The organism is Tsukamurella tyrosinosolvens (genome assembly GCF_900104775.1).
Lineage (GTDB): Bacteria > Actinomycetota > Actinomycetes > Mycobacteriales > Mycobacteriaceae > Tsukamurella > Tsukamurella tyrosinosolvens.
In genome coordinates this window covers 2,803,154-2,822,507 of sequence record NZ_FNSA01000003.1, presented here as the reverse complement: position 1 = coordinate 2,822,507, position 19,354 = coordinate 2,803,154, and the positions used below count along the sequence as shown (strand labels likewise).

The 19,354-nt window shown below is 70.6% G+C and carries 15 protein-coding genes; 6 read left to right on the top strand and 9 right to left on the bottom strand.

The window, feature by feature from the left end; all coding sequences use genetic code 11:
* Nucleotides 1–76 precede the first annotated feature (76 nt).
* The 3 genes from mycP to BLW32_RS15890 are packed head-to-tail and all read left to right on the top strand — an operon-like array spanning nucleotide 77 to nucleotide 5,540.
* Nucleotides 77–1,489, top strand: coding sequence for a type VII secretion-associated serine protease mycosin (gene mycP / locus BLW32_RS15900; protein WP_231857441.1), 1,413 nt, complete (start codon nucleotides 77–79; stop codon nucleotides 1,487–1,489).
* A complete protein-coding gene (locus BLW32_RS15895) occupies nucleotides 1,489–3,783 on the top strand; it encodes a hypothetical protein (protein WP_068742766.1) in 2,295 nt (764 codons plus the stop codon). The genes mycP and BLW32_RS15895 overlap by 1 nt, the downstream gene beginning before the upstream one ends.
* Complete coding sequence (locus BLW32_RS15890) at nucleotides 3,780–5,540, top strand: type IV secretory system conjugative DNA transfer family protein (protein WP_068742767.1); 1,761 nt, start codon at nucleotides 3,780–3,782, stop codon at nucleotides 5,538–5,540. Before BLW32_RS15895 ends, BLW32_RS15890 begins: the two co-directional genes overlap by 4 nt.
* Nucleotides 5,541–5,884: 344 nt before the next feature.
* On the opposite strand, the gene BLW32_RS15885 is transcribed toward BLW32_RS15890, so the two are convergent.
* Genes BLW32_RS15885 through BLW32_RS15875 form a run of 3 tightly spaced genes read right to left on the bottom strand, consistent with a single transcriptional unit; the run spans nucleotide 5,885 to nucleotide 7,084 of the window.
* Nucleotides 5,885–6,097 carry a hypothetical protein gene (locus BLW32_RS15885; RefSeq protein ID WP_068742768.1) on the bottom strand — a complete coding sequence of 71 codons (213 nt, stop codon included), beginning with the start codon at nucleotides 6,095–6,097 and terminating at the stop codon, nucleotides 5,885–5,887.
* Between the two features lie 28 nt (nucleotides 6,098–6,125).
* Nucleotides 6,126–6,398 (bottom strand): hypothetical protein, encoded by a 273-nt coding sequence (locus BLW32_RS15880; RefSeq protein WP_068742769.1) that lies wholly within the window; start codon nucleotides 6,396–6,398, stop codon nucleotides 6,126–6,128.
* The gene (locus BLW32_RS15875; RefSeq protein ID WP_074850628.1) at nucleotides 6,395–7,084 is read right to left on the bottom strand and encodes a hypothetical protein; all 690 of its coding nucleotides are present in this window, start codon (nucleotides 7,082–7,084) and stop codon (nucleotides 6,395–6,397) included. Before BLW32_RS15875 ends, BLW32_RS15880 begins: the two co-directional genes overlap by 4 nt.
* A gap of 70 nt (nucleotides 7,085–7,154) precedes the next feature.
* Here BLW32_RS15875 and BLW32_RS15870 point away from each other — a divergent pair, with 70 nt between their 5' ends.
* On the top strand, nucleotides 7,155–7,625 hold the full coding sequence (locus tag BLW32_RS15870) for a hypothetical protein (RefSeq protein ID WP_068742771.1): 471 nt from the start codon (nucleotides 7,155–7,157) through the stop codon (nucleotides 7,623–7,625).
* 12 nt (nucleotides 7,626–7,637) lie between these two features.
* A complete protein-coding gene (locus tag BLW32_RS27150) occupies nucleotides 7,638–8,543 on the top strand; it encodes a hypothetical protein (protein WP_139286209.1) in 906 nt (301 codons plus the stop codon).
* Between the two features lie 16 nt (nucleotides 8,544–8,559).
* Here the strand turns inward: BLW32_RS27150 and BLW32_RS15855 are convergent, their stop codons facing one another.
* The 6 genes from BLW32_RS15855 to BLW32_RS15830 all read right to left on the bottom strand — a co-directional run bounded on the left by BLW32_RS15855 (nucleotide 8,560) and on the right by BLW32_RS15830 (nucleotide 17,471).
* Complete coding sequence (locus tag BLW32_RS15855; RefSeq protein ID WP_068742774.1) at nucleotides 8,560–8,922, bottom strand: hypothetical protein; 363 nt, start codon at nucleotides 8,920–8,922, stop codon at nucleotides 8,560–8,562.
* Nucleotides 8,923–8,928: 6 nt separating this feature from the next.
* Nucleotides 8,929–9,150, bottom strand: a complete 222-nt coding sequence (locus BLW32_RS15850) for a hypothetical protein (protein WP_068742775.1) — start codon at nucleotides 9,148–9,150, stop codon at nucleotides 8,929–8,931.
* A gap of 72 nt (nucleotides 9,151–9,222) precedes the next feature.
* The gene (locus BLW32_RS15845) at nucleotides 9,223–12,348 is read right to left on the bottom strand and encodes a bifunctional DNA primase/polymerase (protein WP_068742776.1); all 3,126 of its coding nucleotides are present in this window, start codon (nucleotides 12,346–12,348) and stop codon (nucleotides 9,223–9,225) included.
* A 484-nt stretch (nucleotides 12,349–12,832) separates the two neighbouring features.
* Nucleotides 12,833–13,552 (bottom strand): transglycosylase SLT domain-containing protein, encoded by a 720-nt coding sequence (locus BLW32_RS15840; RefSeq protein ID WP_231857442.1) that lies wholly within the window; start codon nucleotides 13,550–13,552, stop codon nucleotides 12,833–12,835.
* A 350-nt stretch (nucleotides 13,553–13,902) separates the two neighbouring features.
* A complete protein-coding gene (locus BLW32_RS15835) occupies nucleotides 13,903–17,070 on the bottom strand; it encodes a hypothetical protein (protein ID WP_139286208.1) in 3,168 nt (1,055 codons plus the stop codon).
* Nucleotides 17,067–17,471, bottom strand: a complete 405-nt coding sequence (locus BLW32_RS15830; protein WP_068742911.1) for a hypothetical protein — start codon at nucleotides 17,469–17,471, stop codon at nucleotides 17,067–17,069. Before BLW32_RS15830 ends, BLW32_RS15835 begins: the two co-directional genes overlap by 4 nt.
* A gap of 184 nt (nucleotides 17,472–17,655) precedes the next feature.
* Here BLW32_RS15830 and BLW32_RS15825 point away from each other — a divergent pair, with 184 nt between their 5' ends.
* Nucleotides 17,656–19,323 (top strand): hypothetical protein, encoded by a 1,668-nt coding sequence (locus BLW32_RS15825; RefSeq protein WP_074850625.1) that lies wholly within the window; start codon nucleotides 17,656–17,658, stop codon nucleotides 19,321–19,323.
* Nucleotides 19,324–19,354 lie beyond the last annotated feature (31 nt).

The following is a 19,354-nucleotide window of genomic DNA, read 5'->3' as shown; positions in this document are numbered from 1 at the left end:
CTCGCAATCGCCTGGGCCCTGCTGCATCTGGCCTCCTTCGCCTCCAACCACGTCTCCCCGGAAGGGAGCTGACACCGTGCTCCACGCCCCGAAGAACCTCGGCCGGCGGCTCATGGCCATCGTCGTCGTCACCCTGGCGGTGATCGGACTCTCGCAGGCACCGTCCGCCATGGCACTGAGCCCGTACGTCTTCGACCCGAAGACCGACATCGCACCGGCGGATACCCCGCCCGGACCTGAGTTCCCGATGAAGCAGAAGGCGCTGTGCGCACAGTCCGGCCAGCTCCGCGGCTCGACCTTCGACGCGCCGCCGATCAACACCGTCTGGGGCGTCTCCAAGCTGCAGGGCCTGGCCACTGGCAAGGGACAAACCGTCGCCGTCATCGACTCCGGCGTCAACCGCAACAACCGCCTCCCGCGCCTGCGCGGCGGCGGTGACTACATCGGCGGCGGCGACGGTCTGCTCGACTGCGACCATCACGGGACGCTCGTCGCCGGGATCATCGCCGCGCAGCCTGCCAAGGGAGACGGCTTCGTCGGCGTCGCCCCGGATTCGACGATCGTCTCGCTCCGCCAGACCTCGGCCGCCTACGAGATCGACTCGTCGAAGACCGGCAACGCGCGCGAAGCCGAGTCCGCGTCGAACCTGACCACCCTGGCGCGCGCGATCGTGCATGCCGCCAAGCTGAACGCGTCCGTCATCAACATCTCCGTCACGGCCTGCGTTCCCGCCACTCGACAAGTCGAACTGCACGCCTTGGCCGGCGCCCTGTACTACGCCGCCGTGGTGAAGAACGCCGTCGTGGTCACGGCCTCTGGCAACCTTGGCGGTGACTGCGCGCAGAACCCGGACCCGTCGCCGGGAAACCCGTCGGATCGCCGCGGCTGGGGCGTCGCCTCGACGATGAGCCTGCCCAGCCTGTTCGACCAGTTCGTGCTGAGCGTCGGCGGAACCACCCTCACGGGTGACCCGTACGTCAAGAGCATGTCGGGCCCGTGGGTCGGCGTCGCCGCACCGGCGATCAACGTGGTGAGCCTCGACCCCTCGAAGGTCACCGGTGAGCTGATCAACGCCCAGCGTGCCAAGGACGGCGACGAGCCGATCGCTGGCACGTCGTTCGCTTCCGCGTACGTCGCGGGCCTCGCGGCTCTCATCCGCGAGCGCTACCCGAATCTGACGAGCTACCAGGTGATCGAGCGGATCAAGCGCACAGCGCACACGCCGTCGACCGCACTGAGCAGCCTTCTCGGCTCCGGCATCGTCGATCCGATGGCGGCCCTCACCGCTCCCGTCGACGTGACCGTCGACGCGGTCGCTCCCGGCGTGCCGCCGGTGGCAGCCATCCCCGGTCCGCCCGCACCGCCGCCGGACACGGTGGGCCGCAACATCGCGCTCGCCGCCCTCGGCGGTCTCGTCGCGCTGGCGTGCGTCGTCGGCCTCATCCACCTCGCGAGCAACGGCCGCCGTGCCTCGAAGGAGAAGATCTGATGGCCCGCAAGCGCAATCGTGCACCCGAGATCGACCCCGCCGTCGAGCAGGCCATCCAGCCGGCCAAGCGGCTCGCCGTCCCTTCGCGCTCGCTGCTCGACCTGAATGTGCCGAATGCGATGCTCGCGTCCGTCGGAAGCACCGCCGCGGTCTTCGCCGCGGCGCCCTTCAACCCGGCCATCGGAGCTGGCGCAGCCGCCGTCTTCACCGCCGGGGTCGGAATGCGCATGCGCGGCCGCACGCTGTCGCAGTGGGTTCGCCTGCGGCGTTCCCGACAGGCGGCGCCGCAGAAGGCGATGCTGGTCTCACGCGACAACGTGGGCATCGTCTTCGACGGTGTGAGTGCTACGGCCATGGTGGAGATCACGCCGCGGCCGTGGCAGATCACGACCGTGGGCCCGACCGGCATCAGCGAGGCGCCGCAGATCTCCGCGGACGTCCTTCGCCAGCAACTCATCCGGCACGGGATCTCGGTCTCCAGCCTCGATGTGATCAACATCGGCTACAAGTTCGCGCGGCCCCGGCGCGTGGCGAAGGGGGCCGGCGGAACGCAGACGAGCGGATCCGCCGACACGGCCGCGGACGTCCTCGACGCGATGATCGGACCGGTGTCGGTGCCGCTCGGCGGCAGCACCGCGATCGCCGTGACGATCGACCTCGACGGCGACGCGATCGGCGCCGCGTACGCGCGCGCGGTCCCCAACGAGCTGCCACTGCCGAGCGGCTTCTGCCAGACCCTGATCGTGGCGGCGAAGCGTGTCCGTAACGCGCTCGCCGAGCAAGGGTTCGGCGGCCATCTGATGAGCTCGCAGCAGGTGCTCGACTTCGACGAGACGGTGCGGGCGCAGCTGGCCCGTTCGCTCGAGGCCCCGGGCTGGGCGATGTGTGGCAACAGCGCCGGCATCCACACTCGGACCTACGTGCCCGCGGCCGGCCACTGGACTTCGGAGTCCGCGGGAGCGTGGAATCACCTGCAGGCCCACCGCCAGTACACGACCCTGACCCTCACCCCGCGGCCCGACGGTGCTGCGTTCGCGCAGCCGCTGATGACGTACCTGGTGCAGTCGGGTGAAGCGCTCGCCAAGGCCTCGAGCTACGGCTTGCGCTCCGCGTCCGGACAGCAGGCCGCCGGGATCGCGCGAGCGCTCCCGGTGTCCGAGAGGGGGCCGCTCCTGACGACCGGCGCCGTGATCGATGACAACCACCACCTGGGGTTCGGGATCGCCGCGGGCGGGGCGGGAATGTTCATCGGTTCGCGCGCCGACAAGACCCGGCTGTTCGTCGCCGTCTCGCCGGCGGCCGAGCCCCTGTGGCTCTCCGGGCCGACGCTGTTCGCAATGCAGATGGTCGCCCGGCTCTCGACGCAGGACCTGCAGATCGCCGTCATGATCGACGACCCGCTGTGGCAGGAGCTCGTAGACCATCGCGCGATCCCCACGCTGACCCTCGGGGGACTCGACCGTGTCCGTGCAGACGTCATCGTCTGCACGCCCCAGTGGTGGGAACGGAACCGGACGGCAGCCGCCGGCAAGGCGGTCCTTCTCGTCACCGAGGCGCCCGCACCTCAGAGCTCGTCGAACGCGCTCGAGGTGCAGACCGCTGACGGGGTCTCGGAGATCTCCATCCGCGCAGACGAGGAGCAGCATCGCGTGCTCTGGGAGCTGCCGCCGATGGAACGTCGCGCGCTGCTCGGCGGCATCGACCCGTCGGGCGCCAGCGCGGCGCCGCGGGAGGGCGCCGCGTTGCGCCTGGGCCAGGTCGCGAACTTCGACGACATGCGTGAGAACGGACAGGCGGCAGTTCTCCCGCCGATCTCGAGCATGCTTCCGCCTCAGGCTCCGATCGAGCTGCCCGAGCCGATCACGCCCGAAGCCCCGTCGGGACCGTCTGAAGTGCCCGTTGGCGGTGTGGCCGCGCCGCTCTCGCCGATCGCCTTCGGCGAGGCACGCGACGCGGTCGACGTCGACGCCGCAGCGGAACCCGCGCTCCCAACGTTCGAGGACTCCGGGGCCGTTCTGATCCCGGGCGCGGCGCCGGGATGGACCGCGGAGGACGAGAGTGCGGAGTCGCCCGCTGACCTCGCACCGGTTCTGCCCGCGGAAGACCTGGCAGGAGAGGCAGTTCCCGGAGCGCCCGTCGCGCGCTGGTTCCCCGCGGACGATCTGCCCACCGAGGTGCTCGAGCCCGTCGCCGTCTCCGACGACGACCTGCCGACCGAGGTGATCCCGGCGATCGTCGAGGACGAAGAGCCGCGCGGCCGGCACCACCTGCCTGGGGAGGACGACGCGAAGTGAGTCAGGAGCGGGACACCTCGAGCTTCGCCTCGGCGTCCCCGCAATCGCAGGCCCTGTGCCTGGGAACCTTCGCCGCGGGCGCCGTGATGATGCCCGTCTCGATGTGGGGGTTCAGCGACTGGCGCGTCGCCGGAGCATGGGGTCTCGCCGCCGTCGGAGTGGCGGCCGGCGGCGCAGCGGTCAAGCAGTGGAAGGAGCACGCGCGCTTGACCGCGCAGACGTCGCCGATGATCGCGGGAGTTCCGGTCTCCGTGCTGCCGCCGCCCCCGGTTCAGATGAGCAAGCCGGGGGTGCCCGCGCGCGAGCTCAACTTCGCGAACCCGAACGTGGTCCGGCTTCTCCGTGTCGTGAACGCACTCTCCGACTCGCTCGTCCCGATCGTCTCCGAATTCAGCTACGAGGACGACGATGACGCCGCCGGCGCCTTGCTCACGTACGCCTTCCAGTCGACGCAGCCCGGCTACTTCGCGACCGAGGCGACGAAGAACGCCTTCGACGAGAAGCTCAAGACCCCCTTCGGCGACGGCTGGCGCCTGAACTTCGACCCCGAACAGGACGTCCTGCACGCGTCCCGCAGCAGTGGGCTCCCGAGCCTCGTCACGCCCGAGATCTGGAAGGTGGTCACCTCCCGTGAGGAGGCCGCCCGCAACTTCCCGAAGATCACGATCGCGATCGGAGTGGGGGAGAACGGCACCATCCGCGTCAAGCCGAAGGAGGTGCCGCACCGCGAGGTCGTTGGCGCCACCGGCGGCGGAAAGAGTGTGGCGGTCAGGGCAGAGCTGATGCAGTATTTTGCTCTCGGGTACCGTGTTTTCGCCGTCGATGGGAAGGGGACCGACTACTCGCCCTTCATGCGATTCCCCAATGTCAGCGCGGTGTCGACGAACCTACAGGAGCACGTCCTCGTGATCCACATGGTCTGGCGCTTGCTCAAGCAGCGGCAGCGTCGAGGCACCGAGATGTCGAAGAAGGGCGACACCTCGTGGCGCGAGACCATGACCCCGATCCTGCTCGTCCTCGATGAGTTCGCGTCGGTGCGCACCAACATGAAGGCGACGATGTCGCCGAAGGAGGTCCAGCTCGTCGAGCGCGACCTCGTCGACATCCTCAAGGTGGGGCGCGAGTTCCGCGTGAACGTCATCCTCGCGACTCAGGACATGAAGGCCGACACCGTCCCCAGCGACTGGCTCGACATGTTCAAGACGGTGCAGTCGCTGGGCAAGCCCTCGCCGATGGTGGTGCGCAAGGCCTTCCCGGAACAGATTCAGGGGGAGGTGACGCGCATGGGCGGCACGATCTCGACCTCCACACCGGGTCGCGCTCTCGTGACGGTGACGGACAAGTCCGGCAAGATCAGCGCCGAGCTCTACCAGGCGTACTGGAGCTACTCGCCGGCCGAGACGATCTCCGACTCGCTGCCCTCGGATGTGCGCGAGAACTGGGAGCTGTTCAAGCGGGAGGTGTCGGACAAGATCCCGCAGCTCTACCCGCGGATGTGGGTCAAGCTCGAGTACCCGGAGCCCGTGGAGTCCGGGGGGAAGGCCGGGAAGGACTCCTACGCCGAGCTGCGCGAGGACGGCTGGGTCAACCTGGCCGCCATGACCGTGATGGACCTGCAGCGCCTGGACCCCATCGACCTCGAGGACCCGGCCACGTTCGAGTACATCGAGGCCAACGCGGTCAACGACCCACTCGCCGGCGCCTACGCGGGAATCGCGCCGTTCACCGATGGCGCGAAGGTGATCTCGGACTACTGATCGGCGGGTGGCACGTCCAAGGCCCAGCGGATCTTGCCGCAGTCGTAGATGCGCTCGAGACCGTTCAGGTCCGCGAGCTCACGCTCGGACAGCCCCTCGACGAAGGCCAGGTCGGGGTCCTTGCGGAACCGCGCGATCCGGTAGGCGAACTTGTGCCGACGTTCGCCCTTGACGACGTAGGCCGACTCAGACGGAGGGCTCGGTGAGCTCGTGAGCCGACTCGGCCTTCCGCCGGTGGTCGAGCTCGGCGGCCATGTCGCGCCACAGCTCGGTCGTATCACTGAGTGAGTCCATGGCGCGCTCGACTGCGTCGGACGGCCAACTGCGCCACGGCGAATCCACCATCAGGTGCTCGCTTCGACGACGTCGACCGCGGAGCTCGACCGAACCGAGAAGTCGGCCCCGCACGCCGTGGTCACGCGGGTGTGCAGCACGTCGTGGCGCACCGTGCGGATCGTGACGGGAACGCCCATGAGCGGTTCGGGCACGCCGGGGTCGATGAAGGCGACGACCTCACCCGGGTTGATCAGACGGGCGCGCGAGGTGTAGCTGGACATCCGGTTCTTCCTCTCCCGCGGGGCAGGGCTACTGCGGCGGAGCGTGCTTGCGCGCCTGGTTCATCGCGAAGGACTTGAACAGCCCCGTGTTGATCGCGTCGACCACCTCTTCCGGCGGCAGCCGCAGGATCCCGTCGCTGAGGCCGATGTGAACGACCCTGTCGTCCTGCACGGCGACAACGGTGTGCGGGTCCTCGATGTTGTCGATCGACAGCCCGTACGCCTCTGCGTCGAGGAACTCGTTGGCGAGCATGTCGCGCTCCAGGCCCTTGGCGGCCTGGAGCGCGAACTCCAGGCTCATCGAGGTGCCGGCGCGATCGTCGGGCTGGTGGTGGGTCCCGAGAGCGGCGGAGGAGCGTCGCTGGAACCGGTGGAGCCCGAGGTGCCGAGCCCCGAGCTGGCCCCGCCGGGGTAGGGGGCGAGCGTCGGCGTGTAGCTCGGGATCGGCGGCGCCGTCTCGACGCCGGTGTTGGCCGGCAGCTGCGTCGTGGCCGGAGCCGAGGGCGTCGTGGTCGGGGCGGGCACCGGCGCGCACGTGTACGGGTCGAAGCGGCTACCGGGCTTGGGCTTGGCGGACGTGGGCTTGGCCGTCACCGGGGCCGGCGCACCGGGTGCCTCGGGCGCACCGGCGCGATCGGTGACCGAGGTGGCCGCGGGCCCGCCGGAGACCGGCGCACACTGGCCCGGGGCGACCGTGGCGGTCACGGTCACGGTGGCCGGCGTCTGGCGGGCGGCTGTGGTACTGGCCCCCGCGGCGCCGGCGGGCGCGGCCGCCGGCGTGGTGGTGGGTGCCACCGGGTGGTCCACGGGGCGGCCGACGTCGGGCCCCGGCCGGTTCGGCGATTCCGCGCCGGGGGCGGCGGGCTTGGGCGCACCCGCGGCCGGACCGGGCGGGGGAGGCGGCGTGGGGTCTGCGAACGCGGATGCCGTCGGAACGGCGAGCGCGCCCACCAGCAGGGCAGTCAGGAGAGTCGAACGCTTCGTCATGGCGCGCACAGTAACCGGGCGCCGCGCCCCGCAACCGCACGCGGCGCGTTCGCAGATAACGTCCGCCGGCATGAACACGCCGAAGATCCTCGCGAGAACAGCAGCGGTCTGCGCCGCGGCTCAGCTTCTCGTCGTGCTGGTCGTGGCGAGCGCTGTCCCCGGCGGCGCGTCCTGGCTGACACTGGCAGGCTTCGTCACGCCGCGGTACGAGACGAACACCTTCTCGGGGCGCATCGTGATGCTGCCGCTGACGAACCCGCCGGTGTGGCTCTCGCTGCAGAATCTCGCGCTGATCGTCGCGAACGCACTCCTTGTCGCCGCGCTCTACGGGGCGCTCCGCACGAACCCGTGGACCCCCGGGGTGCTGAAGAACTCAACGCCGCCGAAGCCGCGGCCGGCGGCGAGCTCAGGCCCAGGAGCGCCGCCGCCCGGTCCTGGAGCGCAGGGGGCGCCTTCAGCGCCCGGACCCGACCGCCCCGACACCGCCGATCGAGCCCCACGGACGGCGCCGGCGGCGAACCCCGGCCCGGACCCGAACTAGGAGGAAGGCATCGTGTCTCCGAAGCTGCTGCGCAGCACCGCAGGGAACCTCGCCCGAAGGGCGATGCAGTCGGTGTTCACCCCCGCAGGCGAACGAATCCTGCGCGTCGTCGGCCACAAGCGGGCACTGAAGATCACGCTCGGGGTGACCCTGGTGCTGACGGCCATCACGGTGTCGGTGGCCATGGTGCTCATCTCCGTGATCGGGTCTGCTGCCCGTCCCGTGCTGGTGGTGGCGAACGTGGTCGGGTCCGTCGCCGATCTCTTCGGCAGCAGCGACAGCTCGGGCTCTGAGATCGACCCCGCAGACATGTCCGCCATGGCGAGGTCGGATCCACTGACCTGCCGCGCCCAGCCCCCGGTCACGAAGATCGCCACCGCGTCGACACCCACATCCATCCCGCCGCGAGCGTCAACCGAGTCGACGTCGGCGACACCGAGCCCCAGCGCCGCGGGCGTTCGTCCGATCATCGTCGGCGTGAACGGAACGCTTGAGCGCGCGGATGCGAAGAAGCTGGTGGATCCGGTTCCGCCGAAGACGAGCGCGCTCACCGCGCAGGTGTGGTTTCTGTACCGTCTCGCTGGTCTTGGGGAGTGGAGCACGTTCACCGCCGCGTACCGCCAAGCCGGATTCACGGGCAAGGAGGCGGGATCCGACGTGGCGACGAAGCAGGCCGTGCGACTCGCTGCTGGTTCGGACCTGTCGCCGTACCAGCTCACGGCGGCTGCGTTGGCCGTGTCGGGCTTGCTCACCGGACGCTACACGGAGCCGAACGAGAGCTACCGCGGAGAGGCGATGGCCGCGATCATGGAGCACTGCGAAGGGGTCGGCGAGAGCTCGAGCTCGCCCGTGCCGAGCTCGGGGAGCCGAACGACCGAGAGCGCAGCTGCGACAACGACGCGAGCAGCTGGGGCCTGACCGTTCGCCGGTCGGCTTAACCGGCCAGCGGCAGGCGCGAGACGCCGTCGTCGACGACACTGAACTCGCTCTCGTACACGTCGTCGTTCGCCGCGCCGGGGTCGATCGTCACCAGTCGCGCGGCGGCTTCGGTCGCGGTGAGGGCGTCGAAGCTGGTCAACTGCGCGAGAACGCTGAACTCCACCTCCCACACGCCGGGCTCGCCATCGACCGGGGCGGCACCCACCGAGTCGATGCCGATGGATGCGATGGAGGCGTACGGCTCGTCGATCGCGCGCGCGGCGAGCGTCAGGCCATGATGCGCCTTGTGTCGCGCGGTTGCGTCATCGGCTGCGCGCACGAAGCGCCGCACGAGCAGGGTTCGAGTGAAGGTCGCCATCGGGGATCAGTCCCACATGCTCGGCGTTGCGTCGATCAGGCGCAGCAGCCTGTCGATCTCGTCCGCTCGATCGGGGTGGTTGGCCTTGACCTCGACGGATGCGCCGCGCGCCTCGAAGCCGCTGGCGTAGCGGCCGGCGGCGAGGTCGGCGAAAACTCCCAGGGAGTCCAGGCCGGCGAGCGGCTCGGCGAGCTCCCGGATGGACGGTGCCTTGATGTAGCTGGTCATGCCCTGAGCGTACAACGATGCGCCGATAATTACGTCGTCTGAAAGACGCAATAGTCGGCGCATGTGCGGCGGCTAGGCCCCGATGGTGCTGAGCGTCGGCGGCGGCGCTCCGGGCGTAGGTCCGGGTCGCTGGGGTCCGCTGGCCGGCGTCGGCCGATCAGCCTCCGGTTCCGCCTGGGCGATCATGTAGGCGTCCTTGTCCGGCGTACTGATCAAGCTGCCCCACGCCACGAGCTGCGCGACGGCCTCGTAGAGGAACGCCCGGTTCGCCGATGTCGCCCCGGCTTCCGTGGTGAGCTTCATGATCTCGGGGATCGTCGTGCGCGTGGCGCCGCCGGCGCGAAGGTTCGCCACCACGCCGGAGGTCACCGCGAGAGCGGCGCGAGTCCGCTCACGGGTCTCGTGCTTCTCGGACGCAGAGGCGCTCGCGCGCAGCACGCCCTGATCCCGTCCCCGCTCACGGGTGATCTTGTCCGTCATGGTTCGGGTGAGGGAGACCAGCCCGCGGATGACGTGCTCGCGCACGTCCATGACCGCCTTGGCCGCGTACCAGTGGACGTCTTGCGGTGCGCTCAGGCCGTCGAGGGCCGCGAGTGCGACGGACACCTTGAGCTGCCCGAGGAGCGCGTGACGCTGCGCGATGGCGGTGCTGCCGTCGTCATCGTCGTTGGCGTCGTAGTCGTAGCTCCCGTCCGGGCTCAGGGTGTTCGCGGTCGCCGACCGGAACTCCTCGAGCGCCATCTCGTCCGCGGCGGCGGCCGGCGGCCGGATCCAGATCGGCGGCTGCTCGGCGGCGGTCTGGGGGAGCATCGACGGCTTTCCGTCGAACCAGTAGACGGTCTCGATCTGGAGGCGGGTCGGGTAGACCGGCCCGCGGCGCACCATGCGCTGGGCGGGCAGCCACAGGAACCGCTGCGGGGTGCCGCGATTGGCCTCACTGAAGAGGCTGGTGCACGCGTCAGGCTGTGCGCCCAGGCGGATCCCGAAGCGGTACGTGTGCGCAGCGACCTGGCTGTGGCGCTCCTTGTCGCTGGTGACGTTGCCGATGTCGCCACCCATCCACATGCTCCGGTAGTGGCCGGAGGTCTTGGTGCCCTGACGGGTCATCTCGCCGGCGAAGATGTCGATCTCGTCGGAGTTGAGGAGCACCGAAGGGGTGGAGTAGCTGTCGACCGTCGAGAGGCCGTCCGAAACGTCGTCGCCTGCCTGCCCGGGGGCGGCCGAACTGTTCGAGGCGCGCGGGAACATCTTGAGGATCCCCTCGCCGGTACCCGGCGGGACCATGTTGACCCCGGGCACGAGCGCGTCCGCCGCGCCGAGCGTCACCGACTTGCCCGAGGACGGCGGCCCCACCAGCACGCTGTAGAGGTTCACCGACGTGCCGGCGCCAGTCGGCTCGTTGCCCTCGGGCACCTGGCCGTCCGGCGGCACCAGGCGCACGGTCGGCGGGATGAGGGCGACGACACGAGGGAGCAGCGATCCGAGCAGGCCGAAGCGCGAGATCCCGCGAGAATCGGCGGCCGCCGCGACCTGGCTCAAGCCGGGGGTCGCGTAAAAGATCCACTCCTTGTCGACGTACGGGTGGGAGGCCCGGTTCACGATCGGCGGGAGCACGTCGCACTTGGACGTCTTCGCTCCGACGGGCGGCTGGACGTACTCGGGCATCGGCGGGTACGGGTACTCGATCAGCTCGTCGTTGCCCGGCATCGGCATCTTCTCGAAGGCGACGTTCGGGTAGGTGTGCACGTAGCCCGCCTCGGCCGAGCCCGCACGCTTCTCGTGCCGGTCGGTGTGCGTGACGACGACGGCCTCCGGGATGGTGCCGGTCTCGTCGTCGGCGTACTCGATGACCTGCTCCGCTGCCGGGTGCGGGGTGGGGCTGTAGCCCGCACCGGCATGACCATCGGCCGCCGCGCCTCCACCGCCACCGTCGTCGTCGGGGTTCCTGGGCGCGCTGGGGTGCCCCGCGAACGGGTTGTAGTTCGGGTCGGCGCCAACGGCGGCGCCGGTGAACTGGGTCTCGCCCTGCAGCGGCTGTACGTCGAGGTGCTTGGCGGCGCGGCGCTCGGCCTCGTGGGCGAACATCGCGGTGGCTCGGTGGTTCTCTGCGGTGAGGGTGTCACCTCGCGCGTCGGCCTCTTCCGCGAGCTGCTCGAAGGTCGAGGCGCCGAACCCCACCGGCGCGCTGGGACTGCGCAGCTCGATGCCGACGCGCGCGGCGACCTCGCGCCGGCTCGTGCCGGGGCTCGCGAGCGACGCCGCGATGTCGAGGCGCGAGAAGTGCTCGCCGGCCAGGCCCAGGATGCGGCGCATCGTGCCGGACCAGACGTGCGCGCCGTTGCCGAGCTCGCAGCCGTCGTGCAGGGTGGCTGAGCGGTTGTTGTCCGCGCCGTTGAAGTAGTACTCGGGGCAGCCGCAGCGGCCGTCGTAGACACCGGTAGGGGTCAGCCGGGCATCGCCCGCGAGCCAGTCGTCCCAGCTCACGGCGTCGATCTTCGCGGTCAGTTCCTCCGACGCGGCCGAGCGCTCCATCCGCTCGTACGGGGTCTCGGGGGCGAGGATGCCGTGCAGGGAGACCAGCGACGGCGGGGCCTCGGGCTGTCCCGGCTCCGGGCGCTCGAAGAGCCACCGCGGGGCCTCGGGGATGTCGGTGAGCGGCGCGCTCGGGTCCGCCAGTCCACCGGCCACGGGCGCGTAGTAGTAGCCCGGCGCCTCGTCGAGACGGCTCGGGGGCGCCACGGCGTAGCGGGCGTTGGCCAGGACGTCGATCTTGCCGCCGTTGACCAGGATCAGGCCCATCCGGTCGCTGCGGATCTTCGCAGGATCGAGGTCGGCCGGCACCCGCAGCCAGGTGTGCGAACCGCCGCGCTTGTTCTTCGCCGGGTTCGGGTTCGCCGGTGCCTGCGACTTGGCCGGGTAGACCGTCGGGTGGAAGCCGGCGGCGGCGACGGCCGCGGTGGCGAGCGCGTCCTCGGCGTCGAGCACGATGAGCCGGCTCGCGATGAGGTTCACCCCGAGGTTGCCGCCGCGGCGGACGTACGTGAGGGCCTCGTCGGCGGTGTACGCGGGAGCGATCGGCCAGCCCTTCGCCAGCGCCGCCTTCACACCTTCCTTGAGCGGCATCAGGTGGACTCCGAGCGCACCCATTCGTGCGATGGCCGCGGCGGCGAAGGCGTCGACTTCGGGGGTCAGGGGCATGCGGGATCTCCGTGGTCGTGGGGGACTCCGATGCGCCGAAGTTCTGGGTCGAGAGGCGCAACGGGATCGGGCGTGATGTGCATCTGACAGTAGGCGAGGGGCTGCAGATGTCCAGACGAGCGGGGCGTTGCGCTGTCGGCGTGTCGTTCGACGGTCGTCGCCGGTGCGCCGCTACTGGGGCGCAACAGGGATTGCAGTGGGCGCGCATGGGCGTCACTGATTGCAGGAGACGCCTCCGCTTGCAGAGACGGAGCTCGGGTGTTCGAACAGTTGATCGAAGCTGTGGCGTCGGGGCGCTGTAACCGAGGCCGCGGAGCTGTCAGGCCACGTCCAATTCCCACACTGCCCGGCCGGCATCCAGATCTTGTCGAGCCCGTTGAGCGCGGCCAGCGCGCTCTCGGAGAGGTCCGGGGCGAACTTGAGGGCAGGATCGGTGCGAAGGCGCTGGCGACCGCCCCCCGTGACACGACCCCCGACGGTGGGGTCAGTACCCCTGGTAAGAGCCTCCGCCGACGCCCTGACGCTGCATGAATGCGTCGAGTCCACCACCGTCTGCGGACACCCCGTAGGTCTGCATGACGTAGTTGATGCTCGCGCTCGCCGAACTGACGGGGTCATAGATACTCGTGGACGTTCCGGCCATGTGATATGCCGCGAAGGTCGTCGGGATGCATTGCCAGATACCGCGACTCGAGTTCGCGGGCAGGCCATCGGACTGGGTAGCACCGGTGGCGTTGGAGTCCCAGTCGTTGCCTGCGTTGGGGTCTCGGCCGGACTCGTTCTGCGCCATGTGCTGGTACAGCTGCTGCCACTGCTCCCGCAACGCGGGATCGTTCGGGATCCCGTTGATGGTCAGCGCCTGATCGATCACATCTGCGGTCTGCTGCTCAGTCAGCGGGCCACCGGCGTACTTCTCCAGCGAGACCTGTGAGACATCGAGCGGCTCGGGCTTCTGCGGTGAGGTCGCCGAACCCTTGCCCGAGGTCGTCGACCCCGTGTCACGGCTCGGGGTCGTACTCTCGCCGTTCGCGGCGGCCTCGGCCTGGCGCGCGCGGACCGCGGCGATCAGCGTCGCGAGCGTCTTCGGATCGATGCTCGTGACTCCGCCCGGGGCGGTGGCGGCCGGCGCCGCTGCTTGCTGCGCGACCGGTTGTACCTGCGGCTGGGCCTGGGGCTGCTGAGCCTGGGCTTGCGGCTGCTGCATCGTCGGCATCGTCGGCGACGTGGACTTCGAGGGCGAGCCCTTGGAGGGGTCCCCGCTGCGAGAGGCCCCGTCGACCTGCTTGCCGCCCCGGTTCTGGATCTCCTCCTGCCCACGACTGAACCGCCGCGTGCGGTCCGCGGTCTTTCGGGTGCGATCACCCGAGCGGCGGTTCTGCTCTCCGGAGTCGTTGACTGCGGCGGTGAGCCGCGGATCGACGCGACCGGCACCGGACTTCCCCCGCGTGGTGGGAGGAAGGCCTCGAGTTCCCTGGTCGACGCCCTTCTCGACAGCGCCGTACTCTGCTCCAACCGGATGGTTCACCGGTCACCTCGTCTCTGGGTCGTGGGCGCTTAGCGGACGCCGGAAGGGTCGAGTGCCTGAGTGGACGCCGACGGCGGGTTGCTGCCGGCACCGGTGTCGGTGGCCGCGGCGTTGGCCGGGCCAGAGCCGGGCGCGCCCTTCGACGGGACTCCCGGGCTGCCGGAGGCAGGGACGCCGCCACCGCCGGCCGGAGGCTGAGCCCCGCCACCGGCCGGAGGCTGAGATCCTCCGGCGGGCGGATCCTTCGGCGGGTCGGCGTTCGGGGCGGTGCCGCTCCCGGCGGCCGCGGGATCGATGGCTCCGGCCTGCGGCGCCGCGCCGCCCGGGACACCGAAGGGAACGCCGCCGGTCTGACCCGAGACGGGCGCAGCGCCACCCTGCTGAGCCGTGGGATCGGTCAGGTGGAAGTAGCCGCCGCGGCTGCCGAGGTCCTTCGGCAGCTGCTCGCTGCCGATCGTCTTGTAGTCCTGGAGGTCGTAGAACTTCCCGTCGCCGAGCAGCATGAACTTCTTGTCGCCGGCCACGAGGACGTCGCCGGGCTTGGCGTCGACCGGTGCCACCTGCTTTCCGGGATCCTGGCCCGGGACAGGCGGGTTGAGCCCTGCCTGTGCGGCCGCGTCGGCGAGGCTGACCGGCTTGGTCGGGTCCGCGGCGCCGAGGATCTGGGCGAGCTTGGCTGTCTTCGGATCCGGGAACTCGATCTGCTGGCCCTTGAAGTCGACCTTCTGGGGACCGGTCTTCGGAGCCTCGGGCGTGCCGCCCGGCTTCGCGGCGCCCTCGGGCGTCGGCTGCGGCAGCGGCGCCGGCGGCTTGATGGCCGTGTCCTGCTTGCCGGCGGCTGCAGGAGCAGCGCCCGCCGCGTTCTGATCCGGGCGCGCCGTCGAGAGCGGACGCGGCTTCGTGTCCTTGCGCTCGTCGGATCGCTTGTCGTCGAGCTTCTTCGAGTCCTTGTCCTTGTCATCGAGCTTCTTCGACGGCGACTCGAGCTTGTTGCTTCCGGTCTCGAGCGGCTTGGCGCCGGACGACGACAGCGGGGAACCGCCCCCGAGTCCGCTGCCCAGCGGACTGCCTCCGCCGGTTCCGAGCGGGTTGCTCGAGAGCGGACTCTTCACGCTCGGCGTGATCGGCGTCTGCGCGGCCGGCGTACTCGGCGTCTGCGTCGCGGGCGTCTTCCCGCCCGGAGTCGCCGAGGGGGCCACCGCGGACGGTGTCACGCTGGGAGTCGGATTCGGCTTGGTCTCCTTATCCGGCGCCTTCTCCGGGTTTCCGTTGCCTGCGGTCGTCGAGTACTTCGAGGTCAGGGCGGGCGGCGGGGCCGTCGCGAAGAGCTTGGTGATCTTCTCGTTCGCGCCGCTGAGCCCCGCCACGCCCTTCTCGATCCCGTTCTTCATGGTGGTCGCCCAGGCGCTGTCGCCGACCTTGCCGTCGGTCGACAGGCGGTCTCGGACGGCTCGGTTTCCGGTGAGTACGGCCTTGTAGGCGGTTCCTGCGCTGTCGGAGGCGGTCTTGAGCTGCGCGTTGAGGTCGCCGATCTGGTCCTTGAGCTTGGCCATCGCCGTCAGGTGCGGCAGCAGTGACTGCCGGTACTGGGTGAGGTAGGGCTCGCCGGAGGACGTCAGCTCCTGGTCGACCTGGGCGAACAGGTCCGTCAGGCCGCCGAGCCAGTCGGTCAGGGCCTTGGCGACTTCGGGGGTGTTCAGCAGGATCGGGTCGGGAGGAGTCTCGCCCCAGACGGTGCCGTTCGGGCCGTCCTGGAAGCTGAAGACACCTGCCTGGGTGTCGCGCAGCCCCGCGTCGGCCTCCTGGACGCCGGCGGCGTCCTTGGCCGAGGCCTGCAGGATGTAGGTGCTGGTGCCGTCGGGTGCCTCCCACATCGGGAAGGTCTTCGCGCCGCCGCCGAAGGTCTCCCACAGCGCTGAAGCGCCGAGCCCGATCCAGCCGATCGGACCGGGGATCATGCTGACGACGCCGAGAACGCCGCCGACCCAGTCGCCTTCCTTGAAGTTCTGGTAGGCGACGTACGCGCCGATGATGGAGCCGGCGATCGGAAGTGCACGCGCACCCAGCTTGATGCCGCTGGCCGCGATGCCCTTGGCTCCGAGCTTCGCGATCGCCTTCTTGCCGACCATGTTCGAGACGGTCTGGCCGGTCCGGACCTGGTTGGTGAGCAGCTTCTTCACGCCGCTGACGGGCGCGGCCTTGAACCCCTTGCCGGTGATGCCGGAGGTCTGCCCTTTGAGGGCGACGTTGCCGATGCTCTTCCAGCTCGGATTCGGTGCGTGCGCGGGCTGGATCTTCGCTGCGCCAGCACCCTTCGCGGCGGCATTGGCCGCGCTGTGCGCGCCGGTCTGCGCCGCAGGCTTGGCCGCCGCGGCGCTCGAGGTGTTCTGCGCCGCTGCCGCCGCCGGCTGGGACCCGGCGCTCGGCGCCGCGCTCGGAGCGGCGTGCGGCGCCTGTCCGGCGCTGGCAGCGGGCTGGGCGTGTGCCTGCCCAGCGTCCGGCGCCGCTGCCTGTGCCGCCGCGGGCTGCGCTTGCGGCGCCGCGTCCGGCGCCGCCGAGGAAGCGGAGGAGGTGGGCGCGTCCGGAGTCGACGACGACGGCTGTGCATGTGGCGCGGAATCGGCCGCGGGCGCCGCGTGCGCGTTCGCCGAGTCGGGTGCGGCCGCGGGCTGCGCGGACGAAGCTGCGGCATCCGGGGTGCTCGCGGGCTGTGCGTGCGGCGCAGCGTCGCCCGCGCTCGAGGCCGGAGCAGTGTCCGCGGCCGGCTGCGACGCGGCCGGTGCCGTATCGGGTGCGGCGGATGTAGACGCGGCCTGGTCCGGCCGCGTGGCCGCGCGCATATCGGGGTCCGTGTTCGCCGCCTGCGCCGGGGTGGGCTGAGGCTGCGCCGCGGTGGGCATTCCGGGACTGGTGTTCGTGAAGGGCGCCGACGTCCTGTCGAAAGCCGCGCGGTTCACGGCCGGCATCGGACCCGCCCGATGGAACGGGTCCGGGGTGTCCATCTTCGTCGGCGCCGGCGGGCGGGCGATCGCGGGTGACGGCTGTCCCTTCGACGCCGCGATCTCCTCGTCGGTGAGCATGCGCGGCAGCCCTTCCTGCGGCGCAGTCGTCGGGGAGGGGCCGTTCGGGTCGGCGACCGTAGCTCGATCAACGGCCGGGATTCGGACCTGCTGCTGCGTGGGGTCGGGCGTCGTCATCGAGCCTCCAAGGTGTTCGGGTCGAGGGTTCCGTCGTCGATGGCTGCGACGACCGCGTCGGTGACGGCGTCGTTCGCGAGAGCGGAGATCAACGTGTCGAAGCCGGGGCCGGGCGTGTACGTGCGCTTGACGGCGTCGTAGCTCTCGCCGCGCGTCACCAGCAGCCGCCCGAGGGTGGCGTTCGAGCGGGCAGGCGGCATCTTCTTCGTGCGCAGGATCCGGTCGAGATCTCCGAGGACCTCGTCGAGAACCTCCGCGACCGCCACGCGCTGAGCGGCCGGCGACGGCTCCTCGACGTCGCTGAGATCGAGCAGCGGCTCGGGCGCATCGACTGATGACGCAAGGACCGATGCAAGCGTGGTCAGGTAGAGCTGCGTCTCGCGCGTCGCTCCTCGGATCATGTTCACGCGGCGGACTGTAGGGGTGAACGGAGGGAACGCCGCGGTCGAACACGACTTGGATAGGTCCGATCGGCGCAGTTCGCTAGACGGCGAAAGAGAATCAAAAGGCGTCCGGGGCGCACTTTGACCGGCGTGTCTTCCTTGCCCGCTGGACTTTCCCTGGGCCGGATCTAGCGTCGCTGCCATGACCACCGCAGCTCACCTCTCGATGCACCTCGGACACGCACCACGGCGCTCCACCGGCAATGCGCTGCGCCCATCCGGCGCGCAACGAGCCGTAGCCGCGGCGATGGTGGGGCTGGATCCGGAGCCAGGGCACGTCCGGGAGCTCGAGCACGCCGCCCTGGACGCCCGTCTGATGCACCTGTCGACGGCCGTAGCGCTGCGGCAGGGCCTGCTCGCGCGCCCTGCCGGTGTGGTCGGACGCGCCGGCGCCCGCCGCCGTGGTCGCGCCGGCGACCAGCTGGTGCGTGACGCCTACTACCTCGCCATGGCGCTCCTCGCCGACGCGGAAGGTGACCCGGCGTCCCTGTGGGCCACCCTGACCCTGGACCGGCGCGCGTGGCTCGAGCCGGCGGTGCTCGTCGGCCAGCTCCAGGTGCGGTTCCTGGAGAAGATCTGCTCGCAGATCACGTTCACGGCGAACCACCTGCCGGTACCCGCCGAGCTCGAGGACGTTCGTGCCACGGACCTGCTGGATCAGGGTGGGCGAATCGCTCCCGGGGTGGTTCTCCTGCCGGACCTGACCCGAACCCTGCCCGAGGACGGCGAGTTCGGCGGCTGGCTGCACGCGACGGCGCCGGTCACGGTGGCAGGTCGCGCCGCACCGGCGATCGTCGATGCGGGCCCAGCAGTCCTGTCCGCCGGCTGGTGCGCGCGGGTCGCGGCGCCGGTCACCGTCGACGCCGCCGCGGGCCTGTGGCCGACGAGCTTCGTCGAGCAGGCGCTGTCGCTGTACGAGTCGACAGTGCGCTGGTGGGTGGCGACGTGCCACACCCGCGAGCTCTCGGGCGAGTACAACGAGAACGTCGGGATGCTCCGAGGCGCCCCGCTGCGTCGCATGCTCGTCAGCCCGGCAGCAGCGACCATTTCGAGTGCGCTGCGGGCGATCGAGGACCAGAGCGGCCGTCCGGGCCGGAATCGACGGACCAGGCCCGTGCCTGCGGGGTTCCCGTTCCCCACGGCGCCTTCTGAGCAGCGCGCGACGAGCGAGGTTCTGGATCTGGAGTCGGTGGCCGCACGGCATCCGCTCACGCCGCCGGTACGTCCGCTGCGGGACGAGTCGCTCTCGGCTGAGCGTCGCGCGGAGCTGATGCGCGCGCTCCGGACCCTGCCCGAGGGGATGCACCTCGCGCCGGACGCCTCGCTCGAAGCCTCGACCCCGATCGCTGAGATCCGGCGCGAGGAGCTCACGCTGCTTGCGAACGCCCCGGTCGAGGACTTCGGACGGTTCGTCGACCTCACCACCAACTTCAAGGTCCCCGACTTCGTCGACGTCGGACAGCTCGCTCGAGAGCTGCGCGACGCCGGCGGCCTCACCCTCAGCGAGCCCATCGTCGGCGGGGTCGAGCAGGACGAGGTGTCCGGCAAGGAGCTGCGGCTCACTCTGCGGCTGCGGACAGCCGCGGGGGTGCCCGTGCGCGCACCGGGAGGTGAAGCGGTGGTGCTGCCGGCCGGCACGCGATTCTCGGTACTCGGCGCCGACATCTCGAAGTACCACGCGACGGTCTACCTCGAGCCGATGGAGGCGAGCACACGCACGGGAGGCGCCGTCGGAGTCCCGGCTGGGGAGGACGTCCCCGTCGTCGAGGCGCGTTCGTCGAGCTTCTCGGAGGTTCGCGGGGCGGCCTAAAGACGAGCTCTCCCTGGGCCTTTACCGACCG